This window comes from Ideonella sp. (assembly GCF_036277275.1).
In the GTDB taxonomy this organism is placed as follows: domain Bacteria; phylum Pseudomonadota; class Gammaproteobacteria; order Burkholderiales; family Burkholderiaceae_C; genus Ideonella.
On the sequence record NZ_DASUNH010000035.1, the window covers coordinates 1 to 21409 of the forward strand.

The following is a 21409-nucleotide window of genomic DNA, read 5'->3' on the forward strand; positions in this document are numbered from 1 at the left end:
GGTTGAGTCCGGCCTGCCTATCGAGGCGGAAGCCCTGTGATTGTTGGCGGCGCAGCTCTCGTTCTACAATTCGCCATCCCACCAGCAAGAGCAGGAAAGGCAGCACGGGTTATGACACCGCGAACTACGACCTTCGGAGAAATCACCTAGTCGGCCGCGGCACGTTCGGACTCGTCCAAACTTTCCCTCACGAAACGCGGCCCTTCAGCCGCGTTTTTGTTTTCTGGAATACCCAAATGATCAAGATCTCTTTGCCCGATGGTTCGCAACGTGAATTCCCGGGCCCGTTGACGGTGGCCGACGTGGCCGCGTCGATTGGCGCCGGCCTGGCCAAGGCCGCGCTCGGCGGCCGCATCGGCCAAGGCTCGGACGCCAAGCTGGTCGACACGAGCCACCTGATCGAGGCTGACACGCCGCTCGCGATCGTGACGGACAAAGATGCCGATGGCCTGGAACTGATTCGGCACTCGACGGCGCACTTGCTGGCCTATGCGGTGAAGGAGCTCTTCCCCGAGGCGCAGGTGACGATCGGCCCGGTCATCGAGAACGGCTTCTATTACGACTTCTCGTACAAGCGCCCATTCACGCCCGAGGACCTGGCCGCGATCGAGGCCAAGATGGGAGAACTGGCCAAGAAGGACGAAAAGGTCGAGCGACGCGTGCTGCCGCGCGACGAGGCGGTGGCCTACTTCAAGAGCCTGGGCGAGCACTACAAGGCCGAGATCATCGGCTCGATACCGGCGGGCGAAGACGTGTCGCTGTACCGCGAAGGCCAGTTCGAAGACCTGTGCCGTGGCCCGCACGTGCCCTCCACGGGCAAGCTGAAACACTTCAAGCTGATGAAGGTGGCGGGCGCCTACTGGCGCGGTGACCACCGCAACGAGATGCTGCAGCGCATCTACGGCACGGCCTGGGCCAGCAAGGACGACCTGCAGAAGTACCTGACGATGCTGGAAGAGGCCGAGAAGCGCGATCATCGCCGCCTGGGCCGCGAGCTGGACCTGTTCCACCTCGACGAGCACTCGCCCGGCACGGTGTTCTGGCATCCCAAGGGGTGGGCCGTGTGGCAATGCGTCGAGCAGTACATGCGGCAGGTCTACCGCGACAACGGCTACCTCGAGGTCAAGGGCCCGCAGATCCTGGACAAGTCGCTGTGGGAGAAGACGGGCCACTGGCAGAAGTACCGCGAGAACATGTTCACGACGGAATCGGAGAAGCGCGACTACGCGCTGAAGCCGATGAACTGCCCCGGCCACATCCTGATCTACAAGCAGGGCATCAAGAGTTACCGCGACCTGCCGCTGCGCTACGGTGAATTCGGCCAATGCCACCGCAATGAGCCGACGGGCGGACTGCACGGGATCATGCGGGTGCGTGGCTTCACGCAGGACGATGGCCACATCTTCTGCACGGAAGAGATGATCCTGCAGGAGTGCGTCGAGTACACGGCGCTGCTGCAGAAGGTCTACGCAGATTTCGGCTTCTCGGACATCCTCTACAAGGTCGCGACGCGGCCCGAGGCGCGCATCGGATCGGACGAAAGCTGGGACAAGGCCGAGCATGCGCTGATGGAAAGCCTGCGCCGCTCGGGCTGCGAATTCGTCATTTCGCCGGGTGATGGGGCCTTCTATGGCCCGAAGATCGAATACACGCTGAAAGACGCGCTGGGCCGCGAATGGCAATGCGGCACGATGCAGGTCGACTTCTTCATGGCCGAGCGCCTGGGCGCGGAGTACGTGGCTGAGTCGGGCGACCGCCTGACGCCGGTGATGCTGCACCGGGCGATCGTTGGCAGCCTGGAGCGTTTCATCGGCATCCTGATCGAGCAGCACGCCGGGGCGCTGCCGGCCTGGCTGGCGCCGACGCAGGTGGTGGTCTCGTCGATCACGGAAGCCCAGGCGGATTACGTCGAATCCGTCGTCAAAACGCTGAAAAAACAAGGAGTTAGGGCGGAGGGTGATTTGCGCAACCAGAAGATCACGTTTAAAATACGGGAGCATTCGTTGCAAAAGGTCCCGTACATCCTCGTCGTAGGCGACAAGGAGAAGGCAAGCGGGGCCGTCGCGGTGCGCGCCCGAGGCAACCAGGACCTGGGCGTGATGTCCCTCGCAGACTTCCAGTCGAAGCTCGCAGGCGACATCGCGGCCAAGGTTTGAGGTAATGCCTCGGTTTTCGTTCGCCGAATGTTTTTCGTCGGGTCCTGCACTTGCCTCAGGACCTGTTTGAGGGGTTTGAACCATCGCTACCTTTGCCGACCGTCGGATGCCTAACGTCGAGCGCAAGCATCGACTGAACCGTGAGATCACTGCCCTGAACGTGCGCCTGAACGGCGTCGAGAACGAGCCGTTGGGCATCGTCAGCATTCAGGACGCCTTGCGGATGTCAGCCGAAGCCGACGTGGATCTGGTCGAGATTGCCGCCACTGCAGATCCGCCGGTTTGCCGGCTGATGGACTACGGCAAGTTCAAGTACCAGGAACAAAAGCGCGCCGCCGAAGCGAAGTCCAAGCAGAAGGTCATCGAAGTCAAGGAAGTCAAGTTCCGCCCTGGCACCGACGAAGGCGACTACGCGATCAAGATGCGCAACCTGCGCCGCTTCATTGCCGAAGACGGTGACAAGGGCAAGGTGACCTTGCGGTTCCGTGGCCGCGAAATCACCCACCAGGACATCGGCATGCGCCTGCTCGAACGCATTCGCGACGAGCTGTCGGATGTGGCGGTGGTCGAGCACATGCCCAAGCTCGAAGGCCGCCAGATGATCATGGTGTTGGCGCCGAAGAAGCGCTAACCAGCGCGACGAGTTTTGAAGGATTCACCCGGCGGTTTGGTCACTGCCGGGTTGATGCAGAAGCCACTGCAGGCCATCAAGTGCCACCGCACCCGCGGTGGCCGCCCAGCAGAGGCAATTCACAAGGAGCAGTCATGCCCAAAATGAAGACCAAGAGCGGGGCCAAGAAGCGTTTCCGCGTCCGTCCGGGTGGCACCGTCAAGCGCGGTCAAGCGTTCAAGCGCCACATCCTGACCAAGAAGACCACGAAGAACAAGCGCCACCTGCGTGGTGCTGCCAACGTGCACGAGACCAACATGGGCCACATCGCACAGATGCTGCCTTTTGCTGGCCTGTGATCTTCTGACGGACTGAAAGGAAACCAGACATGCCTCGCGTTAAACGTGGTGTAACCGCCCGCGCCCGTCACAAGAAGATCCTGGCCCTGGCCAAGGGCTTCCGTGGTCGTCGCAAGAACGTCTTCCGCATCGCCAAGCAGGCGGTGATGAAGGCGGGCCAATACGCCTACCGCGACCGCCGCACCAAGAAGCGCGTGTTCCGCCAGCTGTGGATTGCCCGTATCAACGCGGCAACCCGTGGCCTCGGCCTGACCTACAGCAAGTTCATCGCCGGCCTGAAGAAGGCCCAGATCGAACTCGACCGCAAGGTGCTGTCGGACATGGCCATCCACGATCCGGCTGCTTTTGCCGCCATCGTCGACAAGGTGAAGGCCCAGCTGAGCTGATACCGCTGCAGGCTCTTCCGGCGCCCTTGGCAACGAGGGCACCGGAGGCCGCACAGGCACTCGAAGGCCGTCACCTGTTGGTGCGGCCTTTTTTATTTTGTTTTTGATCTTCGCTTGGTAAGCATGAACGACCTCGATCAACTGGTGGGCGCCGCACAGGCCGATTTCGCAGCAGCCGGCACGCCGGCCGAACTGGAAAACGCCAAGGCCCGCTTCTTGGGCAAGGCCGGCCGTGTCACCGAGCTGCTGAAGGGCCTGGCCACGCTGACCGCGGACGAAAAGAAGACCCGCGGTGCCGAGATCAACCAGACCAAGCAACGCATCGAGGCGGCGCTGAATGCGCGTCGCCAGGCACTGGCCGATGCCGAACTGGAAGCCCAGCTCAAGGCCGAGGCGCTGGACGTGACGCTGCCCGGTCGCCAGCGCGGGCAAGGCGGCCTGCATCCGGTGTCGCGCACGATGGAGCGCATCGAGGCCATCTTCGGCTCGATGGGTTTCGACGTGGCCGATGGCCCCGAGATCGAGACCGACTGGATGAGCTTCACCGCGCTGAACAACCCGGAGAACCACCCGGCGCGTTCAATGCAGGACACCTTCTACGTCGACATGAAGGACGACGGTGGCCGTTGGCTCAACCTGCGCCCGCACACCAGCCCGATGCAGGTGCGTTATGCGCGTGCCCACTCCGCCCGCCACGCCGAAGCGTTGGCCCGCGGCGAGCCGATCCCCGAGATCCGCGTGATCGCGCCCGGCCGCACCTACCGCGTCGACAGCGACGCGACCCACTCGCCGATGTTCCACCAATGCGAAGGCCTGTGGATCGGCGAGAACGTCAGCTTCAAGGACCTGAAGGCGGTGTTCGCCGACTTCTTCCGCAACTTCTTCGAAACGGACGACCTGACAATCCGTTTCCGCCCGTCGTTCTTCCCGTTCACCGAGCCCTCGGCCGAGGTCGACATCGCCTTCGCGGATGGCCCCCTGAAAGGCCGCTGGCTCGAGGTGGCCGGCTCCGGCCAGGTGCACCCGAACGTGGTGCGCAACTTCGGCCTCGATCCCGAGCGCTACATCGGCTTCGCGTTCGGCATGGGCCCGGACCGGCTGACGATGCTGCGCTACGGCGTGAACGACCTGCGCCTGTTCTTCGACGGCGACCTGCGATTCCTGTCGCAGTTCCAGTGACCGCAGCTCCCGTGCCGCCACGCCGCCGTTGACCCCGAACACCGAAGACTGAACCGATCCCATGCAATTCCCAGAATCCTGGTTGCGCGAGTTCTGCAACCCGCCGCTGAATACCGCCGAATTGGCAGACCTGCTGACGATGTCCGGCATGGAGGTCGAAGAGCTCAAGCCGGTGGCGCCGCCGTTTGCTGGCATCGTGGTGGCCGAGATCGTCGAGGCCGAGCAGCATCCGAACGCTGACAAGCTGCGCGTGTGCCGCGTCGACGCCGGCCCATTCAGCAAGGAGGGTCCGCTGCAGATCGTCTGCGGCGCGCCGAACGCGCGGGTGGGCATCCGTGTGCCGCTGGCCGTCGTCGGGGCGCAGTTGCCGCCAGGTGAGGACGGCAAGCCCTTCGAGATCAAGATCGGCAAGCTGCGCGGCGTCGAGAGCTTCGGCATGCTGTGCTCGGCGCGCGAGCTGAAGCTGTCGGAAGACCATGGCGGTTTGCTCGAGCTGCCGGCCGATGCGCCACTGGGCCGGAACATTCGCGAGTACCTGAGGCTCGACGACACGCTGTTCACGCTGAAGCTGACGCCGAACCTGGCGCACGGCTTGAGCGTCTATGGCATTGCCCGCGAAGTGTCGGCCTTGACTGGCACGCCGCTGAAGGTGCCGAGCTTCCAGCCAGTGACACCCGCGAACGATCAGCGCGTGTCCGTCAAGGTGGAGGCGAACGATCTGTGCGGCCGCTTCTCGGGCCGCGTCGTGCGTGGTGTGAATCCCAAGGCCACGACCCCCGCCTGGATGGTGGAGCGCCTGGCACGCTGCGGGCAGCGCAGCGTATCGCCGCTGGTCGACATCTCGAACTACGTGATGTTCGAGTACGGCCGCCCGTCGCACATCTTCGACCTCGACAAGATCCACGGAGGCCTGACCGTGCGTTGGGGCAGGACGGGTGAAAGCCTGAAGCTGCTCAACGGCAGCACGATCGAGCTGGACGAGCAGGTCGGCGTGATCTCCGACGAGCGCCAGGTCGAGTCGCTCGCCGGCATCATGGGCGGTGACTCGACGGCGGTGTCCGACGACACGAAGAACGTCTACATCGAGGCCGCGTTCTGGTGGCCCAACGCGGTGTCTGGCCGCTCACGCCGCTACACCTTCTCGACCGACGCCGGCCACCGCTTCGAACGTGGCGTGGATCCGGCCTTGACGGTTGAACACATCGAGCACATCACCCGCCTGGTGCAGGATGTCTGCGGTGGCGAAGCCGGCCCGATGACCGACTGGCAGGGCGAGTTGCCAGAAGCCAAGCCGGTGACGCTGCGCGTGGCGCGCGCCGCCAAGGTGATCGGTATGTCCGTCACGCAGGAGGAGTGCGCCGGCGTGCTGCGCCGACTGGGCCTGCAGTTCACCGAAGGCAACGGCACGTTGACCGTGACGCCGCCCAGCTGGCGCTTCGACATTGCGATCGAAGAAGACCTGATCGAAGAGGTCGCACGCGTGATCGGCTACCAGCGCCTGCCCGGCACCGCGCCGCTGGCGCCGGTGATGGCGCGCGTGCGCCCCGAGTCTCGGCGCGGCTCCCATGCCGTTCGCCATGCGTTGGCGTCGCTCGGTTATCAAGAGACGATCAACTTCAGCTTCGTCGAAGAGCGATGGGAGCAAGAGCTGGCCGGCAACGCCGACCCGATCAAGGTGCTGAACCCTATCGCGGCGCCGTTGGCGGTGATGCGTTCCAGCCTCGTCGGCAGCCTGATCAACGTGCTGCGCTACAACCTTTCGCGCAAGGCGTCGCGCGTGCGCGTGTTCGAGGTGGGTCGTGTCTTCCGCCGCGACGCGAGCGTGGCCGCCAGCGATAGCACGGTGCAGGGCATTGACCAGCCCCAGCGGGTCGCAGGTCTGGCCTATGGCTCAGCGGCGTCGTTGCAGTGGGGGCAGTCGGACAAGGGCGTCGACTTCTTCGATCTGAAGGGCGATGTCGAGGCCTTGCTGGCCCCTTGTGAGGCGCGCTTCGTGGCAGCCGAGCATCCGGCATTCCATCCGGGCCGCTGCGCTGCGGTGGAGCTGGATGGCGCGGTCATCGGCCATGTCGGCGAGCTGCACCCGCGCTGGCGCCAAGCCTACGAGCTGCCGCACGCGCCGGTGCTGTTCGAGCTGGACCTCGCGGCAGTGCAACGCCGCGATGTGCCGCAGGCCATGCCGGTGCCGCGCCAGCAGGCGGTGGTGCGCGACCTGGCGCTGGTCGTGTCCGAGCAGGTGACTCACGACGCGCTGACGGCGACGCTGCTGGCCGATCCGACCGGGCTGGTGCGCAGCGCGACGCTGTTCGACATTTACAAGCCGGCTGCGCCGACGGCCGACATTCCCGCTGGTCACCGCAGCCTTGCCGTTCGGCTGGAATTGCTGGATGACGAGGCGACCTTGACGGACGATCGCATCGACGCTGCCAGGGCCCAGGCCGTGGCGCGGGCCCAGGCGGCGCACGGCGCACACCTGCGCGGTTGAGTTTGGACGACGACACACGCCCCAATCAAAGACTGTTGCGCATGCTGCCCGATTCGAATTCAGACCCCACCGACACGCCAACGCCGATGGACCGCGTCATCCTCCCGTCGCTCGAAACGCCGACCCTGACCAAGGCCGAGCTGGCCGAGTTGCTGTTCGAGCGGCTGGGGTTGAACAAGCGCGAGTCGAAGGACATGGTCGAGGCCTTCTTCGAGATCGTCAACGAGGCGCTGGTGCAGGGCACCGACGTCAAACTCTCGGGCTTTGGCAACTTCGCGATCCGTCGCAAGGCGCCGCGGCCCGGACGCAACCCCCGCACCGGCGAGCCGATCCCGATCAAGGCGCGAAACGTAGTGACGTTCCACGCAAGTCACAAGTTGAAAGCAATTGTTCAGGGCGACATGCCGCCTGCGGAAGAGTTCGAGTAAAGTTTGAGCAACTCGCTCAAGCGCGTTGATTTCGCACGCCCATTTCCATGGACTCTGGCCCCATCCGCCTGCCGGCCATCCCCGCCAAGCGCTACTTCACGATCGGTGAGGTGAGCGAGTTGTGCGGCGTGAAGCCGTACGTGCTGCGCTATTGGGAGCAGGAGTTCACTCAGCTGAAGCCGATGAAGCGCCGCGGCAACCGGCGCTACTACCAACACCACGAGGTGCTGCTGATCCGGCGCATCCGCGATCTGCTGTACGACCAGGGCTTCACGATCAGCGGCGCGCGCAATCGCCTGTCAGAAGCGGCTTCGCTGGAAGGGGCCGAAGACAACCTTCAAGATGCGCTGCCCGCGCCACACACCTTGCCGGTGGCCGCATCTGGCACGCCGGCCATGGCCGCACTGAGCCATGCCTCGACGGCCGAGTTGCGGCTGCCCGTGCTGCCGGCGAATCCCAGCGTCGAGCAGGTCCGAGAAGAGCTGCTGGCGATTCGCGAGCTGCTCGTTTTCTGAGTCACCTGTCGAGTCGCAAAAGGGGCCTTCGCGCCCTCGATTCGAAGCAAGAAAACGTCGACCGTCAGCGATGATTTTCATGTCAGCCCGGCGTGCTCCAAATGCCTGGCTATAATGCGAGCTTCGTCGGGGTGTAGCGCAGCCTGGTAGCGCACTTGCATGGGGTGCAAGGGGTCGCGAGTTCGAATCCCGCCACCCCGACCAACCAATAACAACGGGTTAGCAGCACACGCTGCTAACCCGTTTGTCTTTGCGTCATGTCGAGCCGCCAATTCTTTACCGCCCAAGCCGGCTTCGATGCCGCGCGGCAGCTGCACAACCTGCCGTCGGGCCACCGCGCATTGCGCCTGCACGGCCACAGCTTTCAGGTTCGTGTGCGCGCGGCGTTGAGCGAGGGCTGGGCTCCATTCCCAGGCGGCGAGTTGAGCCGTCTGCAAAGCATGCTCGCCGACGTGATCGCACCACTCGATCATGTGCTGCTGAACGAACTGGTCGACGAGCCGTGTGACGATGGATTGGCGCGGTGGATCGCCGGCCAACTGCGCTTGCCCCAAACACCAGCCATCGGCCTGCAAAGCTCGGCGAACAGCGGCGTCGACGTCGACGGCCGAGGTGTGGCCCATGCATGGCGCCGCTACCGATTCCAGTCTGCGCACCGCTTGCCGAACGTGCCGCTAGGCCACAAGTGCGGTCGCATGCACGGGCATGGCTTCGAGGCCGTCGTGCATCTGCGGGCCGCGCCCGGTGAGCCCACGCACGCGGCATGTGACCGGCTGGACGAGCTGTGGGCCCCGCTGCATCACCAGCTGAACTACGCCTGCCTCAATGAGCTGCCCGGTCTGGAGAATCCGACCAGCGAGATGCTCAGCCGCTGGCTCTGGCAGCGGCTGGTCGCCGGCACGGACGGGCTCACGGCGGTGAGGGTCTACGAAACCGCGTCATGCGGCGCGCAGTACGACGGCGCCACGCATCGGATCTGGAAGGACTTTCACCTCGACAGCGCGTTGCGATTGCGCCGCGCACCGCCCGGCAGCCCCCTGTCGGGCCTGCATGGCCACACCTACACACTGCGTTTGCACCTGAGTGCCGAGCTGGATGAACTGCGCGGCTGGGCCGTGGACTTCGGCGACGTGAAGGAGCTGTTCAAGCCGGTGTTCAAGGCGTTGGATCACCACCCGCTGCATGACATTCCGGATTTGCTGGATTGCGATGCCGCCAGCCTGGCGCGTTGGGTGTTGGCCCAGGCACAAGCGCGTCTGCCTCAGGTCTCTCGCGTCGATCTGTTTGAAACCGAAGGCTGCGGCGCCATCGTCTGCACGGGCGACGCCGAGCCTGTGCTGGCCGCTTGAAGCATGACGTACTCGGTCAAGGAAATCTTCTACACGCTGCAAGGCGAGGGCGCTCAGGCCGGGCGCGCCGCGGTGTTCTGTCGCTTTGCGGGCTGCAATTTGTGGTCGGGTCGCGAGGCAGACCGGGCCAGCGCCACCTGCCGCTTCTGCGACACCGACTTCGTCGGTACCGATGGGCCCGGAGGTGGCAAGTTCGACACCGCCGAAGCCTTGGCTGCTGCGGTCGCGGCGAAGTGGGCGGGAGGCGCCGGCGGCAAGCCGATGGTCGTGTGCACCGGTGGCGAGCCATTGCTGCAGCTGGACGAAGCCTTGGTCGATGCCTTGCACGCCAGGGGTTTCGACGTGGCAGTCGAAACCAACGGCACCCAGTCGGCGCCCCGCGGTTTGGACTGGATCTGCGTCAGCCCGAAGGCGGATGCACCGCTGGTCCTGAACGCTGGCCATGAGTTGAAGCTGGTCTTCCCGCAAGCGAAGGCGATGCCGGAGCGCTTCACCGACCTGGCCTTCCAGCACTTCATCTTGCAGCCGATGGATGGGCCTGATCGAGCGCGCAACACGCAAGAGGCGATCGCCTACTGCATGCAGCACCCGCAATGGCGCCTGGGTATCCAGACCCACAAGGTGGTGGGGATCGCGTAGTGGTTTCCGGGCCCACTCGCCAACTGCGCGGGTGGCCGGACTCAGTCGTTGGGCTCGTCGGCGCTTTCGACCAGGAAGAAGTTCGGTCTCAGCTTGCCGCGCAGTCGAACACGCTGCCCCTCCATCGCCTCGAAAGCCGGGTCGACGTAGGCATGGCCGCCGGCGCGCCGCAGCACATGCCAGCTGCCGTCGGCCAGGACCAGCACCATTCCGTGGTGCGCGCTCTTCGTGCCCTGGCCCAAGGCCCGCTTCTCCACGCGGCCCTCGAGCACGACATGCCCGAGGTCGCCCACGTTGTCGTCAGCGGGAGTGGAGGCGGCGCACATGGATCAATTGTCCATCTTCTTCGGTGGCCACGAGGGCGACCACACGCAGAGCGCTGGTTCCGGCTTCATGGACCGGCCGACGGCCCTTGACGATGTGGACCCGACGCTGGGGACCGGTCTTGTTGCCGCGCTTGGGTGGCGCGATTTCGAAGCTCAGATGCGTGAGCTTCCCCTGCAGGCCCGACTCGCGGGTCATCGCCTTCAAGGCGGTGGCCACCTTGTCGCCGGGCGCCTGGTCGATTGGCCGAAGAGCAGGCAGGGCTTGGCCCAGGTAATTGCCTTCGCGCTCCAGCCGTTCGCGCCGCAGATTGCGCACAGTGCGGTCCTGCATGTTGGCAAAGGCTTTGCGAAAGGCCTTACCGCGGGTCAGCGAATGCGCGGTGGCCGCCACCGGCTGCGCCGAAGGATCGCCCAGCAGATAGAACTGCATCAAGGTCTTCAGATCGTACGGATCCAGGTGCGTGCGCGCCCCAGCGAACTTCTGCCGGGCCTCCAGCGCCGCACGGCCCAGTGACGAGCCGCCCAGAATTTGCTGAATGAAGTATTGGCAGATCAGGTCGGCCGAACCGTTGCCTTCGCAGGGGCCGTAGGCGATGGTCGTGCTGCCGAAGACAGCGGCCGCGCCATCTTCCAGGTAGGTCAGCGCAATGCCCTTCTGGCCTGCCGCGTCGGCGGGGTCATAGAGCTGTGCGCCGTAGCAGCATTCGGCGGCGACCACCGTACCCGCGCTGACCTTGCCTCGCAGGTGCTTGGCGTGGTGGGCCAGTGGGAATTCATCCTTGTCCGGCGGCTGGCCGTAGTACTCGGGCACGCTGTCGCCGCCATGGCAATTGATGAAGTGCACCCGCGGCGCCAGTTGGTTGGCGCTCCAGCGGGGCCCTTTCGGTGGGCTGATCAGCAGGCCGTCGGCGTGGCCGAAGGTGTTGGTCAGGCTCAGTGCGGTCGACTTGGCCCACGCCTCGGCGCTGAGGCCGAAGCTCGATTGAAAGTCAGAACGCGGACGTGGTTTGGAGCGTGCCGCCGCGTTGATCAGCTGGGTCAACAGGGTCGGCTTGCTGGCACCGATAAGGTCCGGCAGGCGGCCGACCACCCGGGTCGGGCCGAGGAACCGGTTGGGGTTGGTGCTGTAGGGGGCTTCGCAGGCGTAGGGAAGATCGCTGGGCACGTGGCGGTCGGAGTCACCTTCAGGCCCGCTGTAGGCGGGGTTGGTGATCGGCACCATCGGCATCACGTCCGGCCCGCCCAGCAGCATCATGTAGTGCGGCAGCGCAGTGGCCGCAATGCGATCGATCGCGTTCTTGACGGCCCGTGCGTCGGCCACGGCAGGGGTGGGCCCACCATACGGCGCCATCTCGGCTTCGTCATCGAGATGGATCACCACGGTGGCCAAGCCGCGCCGCTTGTCTGCGGCCACCAGGGCCCGCAGGGCCTTGCCGATGCGCGCCAAGCCGGCGTCGCCGTATTTGGCTTGCAGCGCTGCGTGCAGCGCCAGCACGACTTTGTCGATGGGCATGACCGATCCCCGCGATGTTCTGTGAAGAGCGGGGATTGTGGGTGCCGAGAGCCAGTCCGTGCAATCTCTGGCTTAGGGTGGCGCAGCGCTAGAAGAGGGATCAGCCGGCTGCGGAACCCGGCGGCAATGCTTCGGCGGGTTTCAGCTCGTCAACGCGCAAACCCTCTTGCAGCAGCGCGCGGCGCAGCCATTCTGGATGCGGGCCCTGGCCGTCCCAGGTGTCGCCCGTGACCGGATGGCGGTACTTGACCGGCAGTGGGCCGGGGGGCGGTGGGGGCGTTTCAGGTTCGGGCGTGGGCGCCAGGAGATCGTCGACCGTGATGCCCCAGAACTCCATCAGCGCCTCGATGCGTGCGAGCACGGCGGCACGCTCACGCCGGCTGAGCGTGATGGGAGCGGCGGCCGATTCGGCCCAGGGATCGATGGCCTCGGAGGCGTCGGGCGGATCGGTGTCAGGCATCGACATCAAAAGTCGTGCTCAAAATGGGCGCGGCCGCCAGATGGCGGCCGCGGGGACCTGTCAGGTTTGGGCAGCGTCCAGCTCGCGGCAGGACGGCGAGCAGACCGCTTGGGCTTTACCCAGCAACTTGCGCGACTTCAGCTGTGCCCGGGGGCGGTGCTTGCCGCACAGAAAACACGACATCGTGGCGGCGCCAAATGCGCCTGTCGCGGAGAATGGAGAACCCGCCACTTTTGAGCGGTAACGCAAACCCCCTGCATCGATGGAGGTCTTGGGATCGTCCTTGGCCAGGGTAAGCTCCTTTGACTGACAGAACTTGAAACGGCGAAGGTCACGCCGCATTTGCCGTATTGGCAATGCGCCACGTTGGCAATGCATCGTGGCGACAGCGTTGGCTCCGCCAACGCACCATTATCGCCTATCGGACAAGACCTTGCCATGGGCGCAGGCGCATTCCGCGCGGTAGATGTCTCACCACGCGGATAATGCCGCTCGCTCAACGCCTTCCATGCTGGACACCTCGATGTTTCGCACGTTCTACATGCCGATCTGCCAGCATTTGCCGCGCTGCGCCCGGCGCGGCTGTCTCGCGTGAGCGAGCGCATCCTGATCGTGCGCCTGAGTGCGATCGGTGACGTCGTGATGGCCTCGGGACTGATCCCGGCGCTGCGTGCGCGTTGGCCCGACGCCCAAATCAGCTGGCTGACCGAGCCCACGACCGTGCCCTTGCTGCGTCACAACGCGCAGTTGCACGAGGTGATTCCCTGGCCTCGGGCGGTCTGGCAGCAGCTGTGGAAAGAGCACCGCTACGCTCAGCTGTGGGCGGCGATGCGCGGATTCCGGGCCGAGCTGCGCGCCCGCCGATTCGATCTGATGCTCGATGCGCAGGGGCTGCTGAAGAGTGGCCTGTTGGGCTGGTTGGCTGGCGCGCCACGGCGCGTGGGGCTGCTGTCACGCGAAGGCAGCCAGTGGCTGATGACCGAGCGGGTCGGTCCGCGCGAAGGCGACGACCCGCGCATGAGCCACGAGTACCGCGACCTGGCCGACTACCTGGGCGCACCGACGGGCAGCTTCCAGCTCGACCTGGCGGTTGGTGACGGTCCGCGTGAGGCGGCCCGTGTCGCCTTGGCGGCCGCTGGCGTGCCGGTTGGCCCGGCCGGCCGATTCGCGGTGCTGGCGCCGTTCACGACCCGGCCGCAAAAACATTGGTTCGAAGACCGCTGGGCGGCGCTGGCTGGCGCGTTGCGGGCCGAAGGCCTGGTGCCGGTGCTGATGGGCGGGCCGTCCGACCGCGAGGCGGCCGCGCGCATCGCCGCGGCCTGCCCGACGCTCGTGAATCTCGTCGGCCAGCTCAAGCTGGACGAGACCGTGGCCGCGATCGCCGACAGTGCCCTGTTGGTCGGCGTTGATACCGGGCTGACGCACATGGGCACGGCGTTGAATGTGCCGACGGTTGGCCTGTTTGGCTCGACGCGGCCCTATCTGGACACCGGCTCGCCTCGCACGGCGATTCTTTACGAGCCGATGGACTGCTCACCCTGCCGACGCCACCCGACCTGCGGTGGTGCGTTTCACTGCATGCGGCACTGGACGGTCGAGCTGGTGATGGCGCAGGCGCGCCAGCAATTGCAGGTGGGCGACGCATGAAAGTCCTGCATGTCGAAGCTGGCAGGCATTTGTATGGCGGGGCCTTGCAGGTCGTGTTCCTGATGCGTGGGCTGGCCCAGCGGGGCGTGCATGTCGCACTCGCCTGCCCACAAGGCAGCGCGATCGCCGCCGCCGTGCGTGAGCTGGGGCTGCCTGTTCACGAGATGCCGATGCGTGGGGACGCCGACATCGGCCTGGTGGGCCGCCTGCGGCAGCTGATGCGCGAGATGGAGCCGGACGTACTGCACCTGCACAGCCGGCGGGGCTGCGACACCTGGGGCGCCCTGGCGGGCCGTTTACACGGCGTGCCGACGGTGTTGAGCCGCCGCGTCGACAATCCCGAATCGAAGCTGTGGGCGGCCTTGAAGTACCGCCTGCCTGATCACGTGGTGACCATCTCGCAGGGTATTCGCGAGGTTCTGCTGCGTGAAGGGGTTCCCGAGGTCCGCATCACTTGCGTGCCCAGCGCGGTGGACACCGCGCAGTACCGACCCGGCCGCGGCGAGCTGCGCTGGTTCCGCGAGGAATTCAAGCTCTCCGACGAATCCCTGGTGATCGGCATGGCGGCGCAGTTCATCGAGCGCAAAGGCCACGTGACGCTGCTGGATGCGCTGCCTGCGGTGTTCGCACGCCACCCTGAGGCGCGGGTGCTGTTGCTGGGCCAAGGGCCGTTGGTGGAGTCGATTCAGCAGCGCGTGGCAGCTGATCCGGTGTTGGCCGGCCGCGTGCAGCTGACGGGCTTTCGGCGCGACCTGGACCGTGTGCTGCCTTGCCTGGATGTGCTGGCCCACCCGGCCTACATGGAAGGGCTGGGCGTCGCACTGTTGCAGGCGGCGGCCTGCGGCGTGCCCATCGTCGGCGGCCGCACCGGCGGCATCCCGGAGATCGTGCAGCCGGGTTTGAACGGCGAGCTGATCGAGCCCGGTGACGTGGCCGCGCTCGCGGGCGCCTTGAATGACCTGCTCGATTCAGGCGAGCGCCGTGTCCGCATGGGCGCGGCCGGGCGCCTGTGGGTGGAAAAGCAGTTCTCGATCGACGCGATGGTCGAGGGCAACCTGGCCGTTTACTTGCGGCAGACGAAGAAGCGGTGATATGGGTTTTCGGGCGCGCGGAAGGTCCGCAGCACCGTCAGGCCTGACGCCTCGAGATCTCCGACGATGCGAGAGACCGGGTAGCCGCGCTTGTTGATCTCCCACTGGTGCTCACCGGTGATGCGGTGCTGGCGCGCACGCAGCCGCGGCTTGGGGAGCTGGAAGCGGCGTTCGCCGCCAAAAGGCAGCGGCAGCACGAAGGTCAGCATCTTGTGCGCGTCGGGCAACGACAGGACGACATGGCTGGTCGCCACGCGCCGAAGCTCGGACGCTGCGGTGCGAAAGTCCTCATAAGGCAGGTGCTCGAGCACCTGGAAGGCCGCGACAACGTCGTAGCTCGCATCTGCCAGCGGGATCGCGGTCACGCTGCCCACGTGGGTGGGCTTCAGCGCGGGGTCGATGTCCATCGTGGCCGTTTCGCAGCCCAGCGTGCGCAGCAGCTGGCTGTTGATGCCGGTGCCCACGCCCACTTCGAGCACCGAGGTCGGCTGCAGCGCCAGTACCTCGCGCAGCTGGTGCCAATAGCTGCACCAGCGCTTGATGTCGACATAGCGCTCGAATTGGTAATGGGAAGCGTCGACTTGCATCGTCGTGGTCGTGGTCGTGGGTAGCGATAAAGGAGGCGGCGGCCGGCTCAGGCGAGCGGCTCGGGCGCGATCCGTTGCCGGACCAGCGCCAGCAGGTCATCGTAGACCGCGTCGGCTTGGGCGATGTCAGCAACGGTGAGCGCATGGCCACTGCGCGCCAGGAAGTTCTGCCCGACGCCGGCGGCGCGGCCCGCGGCCACGTCACCCGCCTTGTCGCCAATCAGGAAGGAGCGCGGCAGGTCCAGCTGCAGTTCGCGGGCGGCCTGAAGCAGCATCCCGGGCGCCGGCTTGCGACAGCCGCACGGGCCGCGCATGGCGAGGTCCGGGCTGCGAGGGTGGTGTGGGCAGTGGAAGATGCCGTCCAACTGCACGCCTGCTTCGGCCAGCAGGCTGCGCAAATGCGTGTGCAGGCGCTGCATGTCGGCCTCGGTGTAAAGCCCCAGCCCGATGCCACCCTGGTTGGTCACCACCACCAGCGCGTAGCCGGCGCGCTGCAGCCCGGCCAAGGCTTCGACCACGCCGGGCAGGAGTTCGAAGTCTTCGATGCGGTAAACGTAGTCGCGCTCGACGTTGATCACGCCGTCGCGGTCCAGAAAAGCTGCCGGGCGCAGCGTGGTCACTGGGCCCACTCGTCGTAGGTGACGCTGGCGGTGCCGAACTTGCCGACCACGATGCTCGCGGCGTGGTTGGCCCACGGCACTGCGTCGCGCAGCGGCATGCCGGCGCCGGCCAACGCGGCCAGCGCGGCGATCACGGTGTCACCGGCGCCGGTCACGTCGAACACCTCGCGGGCTTCGGCTGGCACGTGGCGCGCGCCGCTGGCGTCGAACAGCGTCATGCCGTCTTCGGAGCGCGTCAACAGCAAGGCCTGCAGCTGCAGCTGTGTGCGCATCGCCTGCGCCAGCTCGGCCAGGTGGGCTTCGTCGCGCCAAGGGCCGGTGATCTGGGCCAGTTCGCTGCGGTTTGGCGTCAACAGCGTGGCGCCGGCATAGCGCGCGTAGTCGTGGCCTTTGGGATCGATCAGCACCGGCTTGCCGGCCGCGCAGGCGCGCTTGATCATGTGCGGGATGTGGGCCAGGCCGCCTTTGCCGTAGTCGGAGAAGATCACCGCCGCGTGCTGTGCGAGTTCGGCGTCAAAGGCTGCCAGCATTTGCGCCAGCACTTCATGGTCTGGTGTGTTTTCGAAGTCGACGCGCATCAATTGTTGCGAGCGGCCGATCACGCGCAGCTTGACGATGGTCTTCAACTTCGGATCGCGGCCCAGCGCGGTGCGGATGCCGCGCTCGGCGAGCAATTGCTCCAACCGGCTCGCGGCCTCGTCTTCGCCGACGACGGTGAGCAAGGTGGCTCGGGCCCCCAGCGATTGCACGTTGACGGCCACGTTGGCGGCGCCGCCCAGGCGGTCTTCCTCGCGCGTGACCCGCACGACCGGCACCGGCGCCTCGGGCGAGATGCGATCGACCGCGCCGAACCAGTAGCGGTCCAGCATGACGTCGCCGACCACCAGCACGCGGCTGGTGGTCAGCTGCTCGCGAGAGGGCAGTGCAGCCCAGGCGTTCATACCAGCTGCAGCTCCTGCTCGATCAGCCCGCACAGCGTGTGGATGATCAGGATGTGCGCTTCCTGGATGCGCGCGGTGACATCGCTCGGCACGACGATGGCGACATCCGACAGCGGTTTGATCGCGCCACCATCGCGGCCCAGCAGGCCGATGACCTGCATGCCCAGCGTGCGCGCATCCTCGACGGCGCGGCGCACGTTGGCCGAGTTGCCTGAGGTCGAAATCGCGACCAGCACGTCGCCCGCGCGGCCCAGTGCACGCACCTGGCGGGCGAAGACTTCGTCGAACGAGTAGTCGTTGCCGATGCAGGTGAGCGCCGAGCTGTCTGTCGTCAGCGAGATCGCGGCCAGGGGCTTGCGCTCCTTGATGAAGCGGCCGGTCAATTCGGAGGCGATGTGCTGCGAGTCGGCGGCCGAGCCCCCGTTGCCGCAGGACAGAAGCTTGCCGCCTTTGGCCAGGCACTGTGCGATGTGGCTGCCGGCGCGCGCGATGTCGGCCTCCAGCGCCGCGAGCTTCTCGAACGTGCTCTGGTGCTCGGCCAGGTTGGTGAGGTAGAGCGAAGTCATCAGATGTTGCTCCCTAGGGTCTTTCGGCCCGTTACTCCGAGAGGGAGTGAGCCCATGGGCGGTCGGGCGGGGCTCATAGTTCCTCCACCCGTCGCGGTGGGAAGCTGTCCCAGGTGAGACAGCCGGGGCATTGCCAGAAATATCGGTGGGCCTCGAAGCCGCAGGCCGCGCAGCGGTAGCGCTGTTGGGGTTTGGCGGCACGGGCCACCGCTTCGCCGACGGCCTGGGCCGCCTCGGCATTCCACTGCTCGATTGGCCGGGCCAGCACGGCTTGCGCCGCGCTGAGCGTTGGTTGCTGGCGCAGGTACGGCAGCAACGCGGGATCGGCACCCAACTCGTGACCCTCGACACGCGCGCGGGCACGTAACAGATCCAGCCCCGGCGCCTGTTCATAAGCTGACTGCAAACGTTGGCGGGCTGCGGCGGCCTGGCCACATGCCAGCGCGCTGTCGGCGTAGTCGTTGGCGACCAAGGCGAAGCTCGCCAGGTCGCGCAGGCGCAGGTCGTCCCAGGCCGCCATGGCCTCGGTGTGGCGGCCGGCTTTTGCCAGGCGCTGGCCGGCGAGCAGCAAGGGACGCGGTGCATGCGGGGCCACGGCCCGCGCCTTGCCCAGTGCAGCGTCGGCCGCTTCGGCCAGGCCTTTGGCGTCGGCTTCCATTGCCAGCTCACACCAATGATGGGCAATGCGGGTGCCGAACGAGCCCGTGCCGCTGCGCTCCAGCGCGGCGGCGGTTTCGGCAGCGGCGGACCAATCGCGCGAACGCTCGTACAGGTTCAGCAATGCCAACTGGGCTTCGGTATCGAAGGCCGTGCCTTTCAGTGCACGGTAGGCCTGCTCGGCACGGTCGAACAGACCGGCCTTCATGAAATCCTGCGCCAGCGCGTGTTGGGCGCGATCACGCTCGCTCACCGCCAGGTCGGACCGGCCCAGCAGGTGCTGGTGCACGCGCACTGCGCGCTCGAATTCGCCGCGGCGGCGGAACAGGTTACCGAGCGCGAAGTGCAGCTCGCTGGTGTCGGGGTCGTGCTGCACGGCCTCGATGAAGGCGTCGATCGCCTTGTCCTGCTGTTCGTTCAGCAGCAGGTTCAGGCCCTTGAAATAGGCCTTCGGTGACTCGCGGTTCTCGCGCTTGAGCTGGCGCAGGTCCAGCCGCGAGGCCAGCCAACCCACCGCGAAGGCCGCCGGCAGGGCCAGCAGCCACCAGTACAGCAGGTCAAACTCCATCGGGGATCACGGGTTGCTGCGGTTCGCGCGTGGCTTCTGCGGGCGTGGGAGGCGGCTGGGTCAGGCCAGCGTCGGGTGCGTGCTTGCGGGCCAGGCGGCGATGCTTCCACCAGCTGGGGGTCATCGCCAGCACCCCGAACACGGTGCCGGCGGCAAAGGCCGCGAGCACGATGATCACCATCGGCGCATTCCAGGCGTAGCCGAACGCCCAGTTCACCTGCGCCGGCTGCTGGTTGTGCAGCGAGAAGGCGAACAGCGAAAAAAAGATGAAGGCGCGGGCGAGCCAGGTGAGGATGCGCATTGCTGCCGATTCTACGAACAGGGTCGCGGCGCGATGGGCTCGCGGAAATGAAAAGGGCCCCTCGCGGGGCCCTAGGTGTCTTGTCTCAGCAATACGCTGCATTGAGATTCGAACAGATGGTGATGATGGTGCGTCCGGACGGCTGGGCAGATACCCAGCGTATCTGCCCGGTTCGTCGACCCGCGATCATCCCCATTGCGACCCGTCGCAATGCAGCGTATTGCTGAGACAAGACACTGATTGTTGCTGCAGCAACGCTGGATCAGACGCTCGGGGCTTCCTCGGCCACCGGCGTTTCGGCCGGCAGGCTGGCGTCCACGCCTTCGCGCAGGGCCTTGCCCGGCTTGAAGTGCGGCACCAGCTTCTCGGGGATCGTCACCTGCTCGCCGCTGCGCGGGTTGCGGCCCACGCGCGGCGGGCGACGGTTGATCGAGAAGCTGCCGAAGCCCCGGATCTCGATGCGGTGCCCACGCGCCAGCGCGTCGGACATTGCATCGAGGATCGTCTTGACCGCGAACTCGGTGTCGCGTTGCGTCAGTTGCGCGAAGCGATCCGCGAGCTTGGCAACGAGATCGGATCTGGTCATGAGGCGTCGTCTAGGTCAGCAGTGCGTGTTGGCGGCAACGAACAGCGGATGGATCAGCTGTTGTTCTGGTTGTCCAGCTTGGCGCGCAGCAGGGCGCCCAGGCTGGTGGTGCCGGCGGTTTCGCGCTCGTTCGACTGCGACAGGCGCTGCATGGCTTCCTGCTGGTCGGCCTGGTCCTTGGCCTTGATCGACAGCTGGATGTTGCGCGTCTTGCGGTCGACGTTGACGATCATCACCGAGACTTCGTCGCCTTCCTTCAGCACGTTGCGGGCGTCTTCGACGCGGTCGCGGCTGATTTCGGAAGCGCGCAGGTAGCCCAGCACGTCGTCGGCCAGTTGCACTTCGGCGCCACGCGGGTCGACGGTCTTGACCACGCCGTTGACGATCATGCCGCGGTCATTGACCGAGGTGAACGTGGCAAACGGGTCGCCGTCCAGCTGCTTGATGCCCAGCGAGATGCGCTCGCGCTCGACATCGATGCCCAGCACCACGGCCTCGACTTCCTGGCCCTTCTTGTAGTTGCGCACGGCGGTCTCGCCGGCTTCGTGCCACGACAGGTCGGACAGGTGCACCAGGCCGTCGATACCAGCGGCCAGGCCCACGAACACGCCGAAGTCGGTGATCGACTTGATCGGGCCCTTGACCTTGTCGCCGCGCTTGACGGTGGCGCTGAACTCTTCCCACGGGTTCGCCTTGCACTGCTTCATGCCCAGCGAAATGCGGCGCTTGTCTTCGTCGATCTCGAGGACCATGACTTCGACTTCTTCGCCCAGGGTCACGACCTTGGACGGAGCGACGTTCTTGTTGGTCCAGTCCATTTCGGAGACGTGCACCAGGCCTTCGATGCCCGGCTCGATCTCGACGAACGCGCCGTAGTCGGCGATGTTGGTGACCTTGCCGAACAGGCGGGTGCCGGTCGGGTAGCGGCGGGCCACACCCATCCACGGGTCATCGCCCAGCTGCTTGATGCCCAGCGAGACGCGGTTCTTCTCGGCGTCGAACTTCAGGACCTTGGCCTGCAGTTCCTGGCCGACGGTGACCACTTCGCTCGGGTGACGGACACGGCGCCAGGCCATGTCGGTGATGTGCAGCAGGCCGTCGATGCCGCCCAGGTCGACGAACGCGCCGTATTCGGTGATGTTCTTGACCACGCCGGTGACGATGGCGCCTTCGGACAGGGTGCCCAGCAGCTTGGCGCGTTCTTCGCCCATCGAGGCTTCGACCACGGCACGGCGCGACAACACGACGTTGTTGCGCTTGCGATCGAGCTTGATGACCTTGAACTCCATGGTCTTGCCCTCGTACGGGCTCATGTCCTTGACCGGACGCGTGTCGAGCAGCGAGCCGGGCAGGAAGGCGCGGATGCCGTTGACCAGGACGGTCAGGCCGCCCTTGACCTTGCCGCTGACCGTGCCGGTGACGAAGTCGCCGGATTCCAGC

Annotated in this window: 23 protein-coding genes and 1 tRNA gene; 13 read left to right on the plus strand and 11 right to left on the minus strand. The window is 66.0% G+C overall.

Going from position 1 to position 21409, the window contains the following annotated elements:
- Window positions 1-236: 236 nt before the first annotated feature.
- The 11 genes from thrS to queE all read left to right on the plus strand — a co-directional run bounded on the left by thrS (window position 237) and on the right by queE (window position 10106).
- Window positions 237-2156, plus strand: a complete 1920-nt coding sequence (gene thrS, locus VFY73_RS07615) for a threonine--tRNA ligase (protein WP_329717328.1) — start codon at window positions 237-239, stop codon at window positions 2154-2156.
- A 106-nt stretch (window positions 2157-2262) separates the two neighbouring features.
- On the plus strand, window positions 2263-2787 hold the full coding sequence (infC, locus tag VFY73_RS07620) for a translation initiation factor IF-3 (RefSeq protein WP_329717329.1): 525 nt from the start codon (window positions 2263-2265) through the stop codon (window positions 2785-2787).
- Between the two features lie 134 nt (window positions 2788-2921).
- Complete coding sequence (rpmI, locus tag VFY73_RS07625; protein ID WP_329717330.1) at window positions 2922-3125, plus strand: 50S ribosomal protein L35; 204 nt, start codon at window positions 2922-2924, stop codon at window positions 3123-3125.
- A 29-nt stretch (window positions 3126-3154) separates the two neighbouring features.
- On the plus strand, window positions 3155-3511 hold the full coding sequence (rplT, locus tag VFY73_RS07630) for a 50S ribosomal protein L20 (RefSeq protein WP_329717331.1): 357 nt from the start codon (window positions 3155-3157) through the stop codon (window positions 3509-3511).
- Between the two features lie 123 nt (window positions 3512-3634).
- Entirely contained in the window at window positions 3635-4690 is a 1056-nt protein-coding gene (pheS, locus tag VFY73_RS07635; protein ID WP_329717332.1) for a phenylalanine--tRNA ligase subunit alpha, read from the plus strand.
- Between the two features lie 61 nt (window positions 4691-4751).
- The gene (gene pheT / locus VFY73_RS07640; RefSeq protein WP_329717333.1) at window positions 4752-7175 is read left to right on the plus strand and encodes a phenylalanine--tRNA ligase subunit beta; all 2424 of its coding nucleotides are present in this window, start codon (window positions 4752-4754) and stop codon (window positions 7173-7175) included.
- 86 nt (window positions 7176-7261) lie between these two features.
- Window positions 7262-7603, plus strand: coding sequence for an integration host factor subunit alpha (locus VFY73_RS07645; RefSeq protein ID WP_324158353.1), 342 nt, complete (start codon window positions 7262-7264; stop codon window positions 7601-7603).
- A gap of 47 nt (window positions 7604-7650) precedes the next feature.
- Entirely contained in the window at window positions 7651-8118 is a 468-nt protein-coding gene (locus VFY73_RS07650) for a MerR family transcriptional regulator (protein ID WP_329717334.1), read from the plus strand.
- Window positions 8119-8245: 127 nt separating this feature from the next.
- Window positions 8246-8322 (plus strand) — tRNA-Pro (locus VFY73_RS07655).
- A 53-nt stretch (window positions 8323-8375) separates the two neighbouring features.
- On the plus strand, window positions 8376-9467 hold the full coding sequence (locus VFY73_RS07660; protein ID WP_329717335.1) for a 6-carboxytetrahydropterin synthase: 1092 nt from the start codon (window positions 8376-8378) through the stop codon (window positions 9465-9467).
- A 3-nt stretch (window positions 9468-9470) separates the two neighbouring features.
- Window positions 9471-10106, plus strand: a complete 636-nt coding sequence (queE, locus tag VFY73_RS07665) for a 7-carboxy-7-deazaguanine synthase (protein WP_329717336.1) — start codon at window positions 9471-9473, stop codon at window positions 10104-10106.
- 41 nt (window positions 10107-10147) lie between these two features.
- Here the strand turns inward: queE and VFY73_RS07670 are convergent, their stop codons facing one another.
- The 3 genes from VFY73_RS07670 to VFY73_RS07680 form a co-directional block, all read right to left on the minus strand.
- Window positions 10148-10432: a hypothetical protein gene (locus VFY73_RS07670; RefSeq protein WP_329717337.1), complete on the minus strand. Its 285-nt coding sequence runs from the start codon at window positions 10430-10432 to the stop codon at window positions 10148-10150.
- Window positions 10407-11945 carry a hypothetical protein gene (locus tag VFY73_RS07675; RefSeq protein ID WP_329717338.1) on the minus strand — a complete coding sequence of 513 codons (1539 nt, stop codon included), beginning with the start codon at window positions 11943-11945 and terminating at the stop codon, window positions 10407-10409. The genes VFY73_RS07670 and VFY73_RS07675 overlap by 26 nt, the downstream gene beginning before the upstream one ends.
- A gap of 100 nt (window positions 11946-12045) precedes the next feature.
- Window positions 12046-12411, minus strand: a complete 366-nt coding sequence (locus VFY73_RS07680; RefSeq protein ID WP_329717339.1) for an H-NS histone family protein — start codon at window positions 12409-12411, stop codon at window positions 12046-12048.
- 585 nt (window positions 12412-12996) lie between these two features.
- On the opposite strand from VFY73_RS07680, the gene VFY73_RS07690 reads away from it, so the two are divergent.
- On the plus strand, window positions 12997-14052 hold the full coding sequence (locus VFY73_RS07690) for a glycosyltransferase family 9 protein (protein WP_329717340.1): 1056 nt from the start codon (window positions 12997-12999) through the stop codon (window positions 14050-14052).
- Window positions 14049-15143, plus strand: a complete 1095-nt coding sequence (locus VFY73_RS07695) for a glycosyltransferase (protein WP_329717341.1) — start codon at window positions 14049-14051, stop codon at window positions 15141-15143. The genes VFY73_RS07690 and VFY73_RS07695 overlap by 4 nt, the downstream gene beginning before the upstream one ends.
- Here VFY73_RS07695 and VFY73_RS07700 read toward each other — a convergent pair.
- From VFY73_RS07700 to rpsA, 8 genes are all read right to left on the minus strand, one after another.
- On the minus strand, window positions 15116-15730 hold the full coding sequence (locus VFY73_RS07700; protein ID WP_329717342.1) for a class I SAM-dependent methyltransferase: 615 nt from the start codon (window positions 15728-15730) through the stop codon (window positions 15116-15118). The two genes, VFY73_RS07695 and VFY73_RS07700, sit on opposite strands and share 28 nt — an antisense overlap.
- A 47-nt stretch (window positions 15731-15777) precedes the next feature.
- The gene (gene gmhB, locus VFY73_RS07705) at window positions 15778-16425 is read right to left on the minus strand and encodes a D-glycero-beta-D-manno-heptose 1,7-bisphosphate 7-phosphatase (RefSeq protein WP_329717343.1); all 648 of its coding nucleotides are present in this window, start codon (window positions 16423-16425) and stop codon (window positions 15778-15780) included.
- Window positions 16347-17291, minus strand: coding sequence for a D-glycero-beta-D-manno-heptose-7-phosphate kinase (gene rfaE1, locus VFY73_RS07710; RefSeq protein ID WP_329717344.1), 945 nt, complete (start codon window positions 17289-17291; stop codon window positions 16347-16349). Before rfaE1 ends, gmhB begins: the two co-directional genes overlap by 79 nt.
- Window positions 17288-17857 carry a D-sedoheptulose 7-phosphate isomerase gene (gmhA, locus tag VFY73_RS07715; protein WP_329717345.1) on the minus strand — a complete coding sequence of 190 codons (570 nt, stop codon included), beginning with the start codon at window positions 17855-17857 and terminating at the stop codon, window positions 17288-17290. Before gmhA ends, rfaE1 begins: the two co-directional genes overlap by 4 nt.
- A gap of 73 nt (window positions 17858-17930) precedes the next feature.
- The gene (gene lapB, locus VFY73_RS07720; RefSeq protein WP_329717346.1) at window positions 17931-19082 is read right to left on the minus strand and encodes a lipopolysaccharide assembly protein LapB; all 1152 of its coding nucleotides are present in this window, start codon (window positions 19080-19082) and stop codon (window positions 17931-17933) included.
- Window positions 19072-19383, minus strand: a complete 312-nt coding sequence (locus VFY73_RS07725; RefSeq protein WP_329717347.1) for a LapA family protein — start codon at window positions 19381-19383, stop codon at window positions 19072-19074. Before VFY73_RS07725 ends, lapB begins: the two co-directional genes overlap by 11 nt.
- A gap of 262 nt (window positions 19384-19645) precedes the next feature.
- On the minus strand, window positions 19646-19969 hold the full coding sequence (locus tag VFY73_RS07730) for an integration host factor subunit beta (RefSeq protein WP_329717348.1): 324 nt from the start codon (window positions 19967-19969) through the stop codon (window positions 19646-19648).
- Window positions 19970-20022: 53 nt separating this feature from the next.
- A partial coding sequence (rpsA, locus tag VFY73_RS07735) for a 30S ribosomal protein S1 (RefSeq protein WP_329717349.1) occupies window positions 20023-21409 on the minus strand: 1387 nt, incomplete at its 5' end.